The organism is Chamaesiphon sp. GL140_3_metabinner_50, from assembly GCF_025361915.1.
Lineage (GTDB): Bacteria > Cyanobacteriota > Cyanobacteriia > Cyanobacteriales > Chamaesiphonaceae > Chamaesiphon.
This window is the reverse complement of the sequence record NZ_JANYJC010000344.1, coordinates 1-3,657: the sequence shown is the minus strand read 5'-3', so window position 1 is coordinate 3,657 and position 3,657 is coordinate 1. Positions and strand designations below refer to the sequence as shown.

Genomic DNA, 3,657 nt, shown 5'->3' with positions numbered 1-3,657 from the left:
GCGCGATATCTAGGTGTTGAGGCTTTGTCTATTTTAACAGGTTTTGGGGAGATGGGAGTTCGGAGATGGGAGTTCGGAGATGGGAGTTCGGCGTTTCCATCCAAAATCCAAAACTTGTACTGAGCGTAGCCATAGCGTAGCATCTCCGCAAGGAGAAGTATCCAAAATCTCTCTAATCTAATTTACGACCTAATTGAGATAAATTTAAAACGTGACCGCCAGTGACTAAATAAACTGGATTAGCGATCGATCCAATTTTACGGGTTAACATGCCCAAGCGATCGCGAAATAATCGCCCGCTGGGGTAGGCTGGAACCACTCCCCAGCCTGTTTCTTCGGCGACGATGACGATCGTTGCCGCACTATTTGGTAGTATTTCTAGTAGCTCTTGAGTCAACTTTTCCCATTCCCCATCGGATCGATCGAGTAAATTTGCCACCCAAGTACCGAGCGAATCAATTAGTAAGCAATCCTCTGCTAGAGCCGATTCGATCGTCTTTGCCAGATGTTCGACTGCGGCTACTGTTTGCCATGTATCTGGGCGACGCTGCTGATGAAGCAAGATTCTGGTTTGCCATTCTACATCGGTGGGATCGATGGTTGCGGTGGCAATATAGGTGACAGCTTTATCTGTTTCGAGGGCAAGCTTTTCCGCCCATTCACTTTTACCAGATCTCGCCGCACCCGTAACTAAAATAAGTTGTCGTCCCGATTGAGTTATGCTGTTATCCATTCAAATTATCTGAAACATTACCCTATTCCCTATTCTCTATCCCCTGTTCCCTATTTAGTTTATCAACTAATGTGATATGTCCCTATTCCTAGATCGGAATTCAGATTCTAACGCCAAACCAGCCACAATTGAGATACCAAGATTCGGTCATCTTCGTCAAGATGCTAACCCGATTTTGGCAGCACACATGCTCCAGGAGATGTACAAGTTGGTGACGGGGTGGCAACAAGAATTAGTCCAAATCGATCGAGATCGGATTGAAGTCGTCGCTAGCGGCACAATTTTAGCAGGATGGTTGGAATCGCGGACTTTTCAGCGTAATTCCGCAGGGGAAGCGATTCCCACTCCTTATGTTACCGTCGATCCGATCGATCTGGCGATCGTCGATCCTCAAGCTGGCTATCGGTTATGTGGATTAGATGAATATGGGCAACTTTGGACGCGATCGTGTTCGATGACAGAGATTTTGAACGTCAGTCAGGCAATTGCTCGATACCAGCAATTAAAAGATTTAGACGCACGCAAACAACAAGTCGAGCGACACATTCGTCAGGTGCTAGAGGATCTCGTTTTGTTGCGAATTAAGATTGAAGATTAGATGGGAGATGGGAGATGGGAGTAAGGAGTAAGGAGTAAATAGTAAGAGCATACATAATTAAGCCTAATACCTAAAGCCTAGACTTTAGAAATATCGATCGCTGATAATTTCCAGGCTAAGAAACCATCGCGTTTTAAGATTAGACTGACATCTTTGGTGCGATCGACTTTATCGATAATGCGAACGACAAACCGATCGAACGATTCATAGCCCATTGTGACATTTGACTTATTTAGATCTGTTTCGAGATAAGTGAGGTCGATTTGAGCTTCAGGTACTTTATCGAGCATCAATTTTTCGATTCCTGCGGGAGTAATTAATTCATCTACGATCGGATCGACAATTTTTTTGACTAAAGTTGGTGTTAGTTCAGGTGCTTTAATAGTACTGTCTTTAGCTGTTTGCTTGAGTATTTTAGCTTTGATATTTTCTTTAATACTGACTCTTAGTTCTGGGAAATTTATTTCTTGCGATAAAGCATCAGCATTGCGATGCTCGGTAGCATTTTTGATACTATTCAGCGTCAAGTAAGGGGCATAATAAGCTCCACCACTGAGGATTCCAATTAGCCCAGCACTGACGGCAGCACCAGTAATAATTGTCTTTTTATCTGTAGATTTTAGGCGATCGCGCAGCCGCTCCGATAGAGAATCAAACATAAGTAGTTAAAATGACGATCTGAAAGTTACTCAATCGCTTATGGAGAGTTTTATTGGCTTGTATTATTGCGGGGAGTGAGGAGTGAGGAGTAAGGAGTAAGAATGCACCTATCCCCTATCCTCTATCCCCTATTCCCTAGCCTAAGTTGTGTATTCAGCGTTGATTTTTACATAGTCGTAGCTGAGATCGCAGCCCCAGGCGATGCCCTCGCCGCTGCCATTGCCGACAGCCACCGAGATTAGTACCGTATCGGTTTTGAGGTATTCGCCTTGACTGGCGGCTTTGAGATAATTACTGGCAGCAGATCGATCGAATGTCAACGGTTGTCCGTTTGCCATCAGTCGAATATCGCCTAAGCTGACAGCCAAATTATTCTGATCGAATGGTACGCCAGCTTTACCCGCCGCCATTGCAATCCGTCCCCAGTTGGGATCGTGCCCGAAGATGGCAGCTTTTAGTAACGAAGATCCAGCGATTTCACGGGCAATTTGGCGCGCCTCGCGATCGGTAGTAGTCCCGGTTACCCGTACTTCAATCAGACAAGTAGCACCTTCGCCATCTCGCGCGATCGATTTTGCTAGATACTGACAGACAGCAGTGAGCATGGCTTCTAGTTTATCGGCTTCGGCTCCGGCTTGGACGATCGCAGGGGTGCGCGATTCGCCATTTGCGAGGGCGATTAGAGTGTCATTAGTACTCGTATCGCCATCGACGGTAATCTGATTGAAACTTTTATCTGCCGCTCTACTCAACATTTGTTGCCATAATGTCGTCGATACCGCCGCATCGCAAGTCACGAACGCTAATAGCGTCGCCATATTCGGATGAATCATCCCCGAACCTTTAGCCATACCACCCATTCGCACGGTACGATCGCCAATTGTAGTTTCTAGCGCGATCGATTTACTGACTAAATCTGTCGTCATAATCGCCTTAGCTGCGGTATCGCCACCCTCAGGTGCAGCCGCCGCAACCAAACTGGGAATTCCGGCGAGTAAGGCATCCATTTTAATGCGTTGACCGATTACCCCCGTCGAGGCGAGTAAGATTGCTTCTGGGGCGATATTTAGGGCACTAGCGAGGGCATTCGCACAAGCGATTGCATCATCCCAACCAGCTTCGCCAGTTGCCGCATTTGCCTGTCCCGAATTGCACAAAATTGCGCGGATACTGTGTTTGAGATCGAGTTGTCGGCGACAATACTCTACACATGCAGCCCGCACCTGACTGAGGGTAAAGACTCCAGCCGCGATCGCATCTACGTCAGATAAAATCAATGCCAAATCGGGCAATCCCGAAGCTTTCAATCCTGCTGTAATCCCCGCCGCTCTAAAGCCTCTCGGTGCCGTCACTCCCCCAGAAATTTCACGCCAGTCCATATCAGTCATCGGTTTGCAAGTACTAGTTATCAGCATACTAGCATTGGACTGTTCTGATGAGCTGATTTACTATCCTTCAAAATAGTCTAGATCTAGACGTTTAATTTGGTATTCAGACACAATCGAGACACCGAGATTGAAATCAATCGCATAATTAGTCAGTTGTAACCCATCAATCAACACAACTTTAATATCATTTGGTAAATACGATCGAGCTTGTTCTGAAAATTTAGCAGTAGTAATAAATACTCCTTTTTTGGCACCTTTCCCAGCTAAGGCTCCAACGA

At 46.0% G+C, this 3,657-nt stretch carries 5 protein-coding genes; 1 reads left to right on the top strand and 4 read right to left on the bottom strand.

The window, feature by feature from the left end; translation table 11 throughout:
* Positions 1–172: 172 nt before the first annotated feature.
* Complete coding sequence (gene cobU, locus Q0R35_RS16925; RefSeq protein WP_295621101.1) at positions 173–733, bottom strand: bifunctional adenosylcobinamide kinase/adenosylcobinamide-phosphate guanylyltransferase; 561 nt, start codon at positions 731–733, stop codon at positions 173–175.
* A 76-nt stretch (positions 734–809) separates the two neighbouring features.
* Between cobU and Q0R35_RS16920 the strand changes: the two genes are divergently transcribed.
* Positions 810–1,331, top strand: coding sequence for a hypothetical protein (locus Q0R35_RS16920; RefSeq protein ID WP_295621098.1), 522 nt, complete (start codon positions 810–812; stop codon positions 1,329–1,331).
* Positions 1,332–1,408: 77 nt separating this feature from the next.
* On the opposite strand, the gene Q0R35_RS16915 is transcribed toward Q0R35_RS16920, so the two are convergent.
* The 3 genes from Q0R35_RS16915 to Q0R35_RS16905 all read right to left on the bottom strand — a co-directional run.
* Entirely contained in the window at positions 1,409–1,990 is a 582-nt protein-coding gene (locus tag Q0R35_RS16915) for a DUF2939 domain-containing protein (protein WP_295621095.1), read from the bottom strand.
* 141 nt (positions 1,991–2,131) lie between these two features.
* Positions 2,132–3,370, bottom strand: a complete 1,239-nt coding sequence (gene argJ, locus Q0R35_RS16910) for a bifunctional ornithine acetyltransferase/N-acetylglutamate synthase (RefSeq protein WP_366944931.1) — start codon at positions 3,368–3,370, stop codon at positions 2,132–2,134.
* A 69-nt stretch (positions 3,371–3,439) separates the two neighbouring features.
* Positions 3,440–3,657 (bottom strand): restriction endonuclease (locus Q0R35_RS16905; RefSeq protein WP_295621092.1); only part of this gene is annotated, 218 nt, incomplete at its 5' end.

What these genes read in the sequence shown, in the direction of transcription:
- cobU (WP_295621101.1), bottom strand. Translation starts at nt 733, where the DNA reads ATGGATAACAGCATAACTCAATCGGGACGACAACTTATTTTAGTTACG.
- Q0R35_RS16920 (WP_295621098.1), top strand. Translation starts at nt 810, where the DNA reads ATGTCCCTATTCCTAGATCGGAATTCAGATTCTAACGCCAAACCAGCC.
- Q0R35_RS16915 (WP_295621095.1), bottom strand. Translation starts at nt 1,990, where the DNA reads ATGTTTGATTCTCTATCGGAGCGGCTGCGCGATCGCCTAAAATCTACA.
- argJ (WP_366944931.1), bottom strand. Translation starts at nt 3,370, where the DNA reads ATGGACTGGCGTGAAATTTCTGGGGGAGTGACGGCACCGAGAGGCTTT.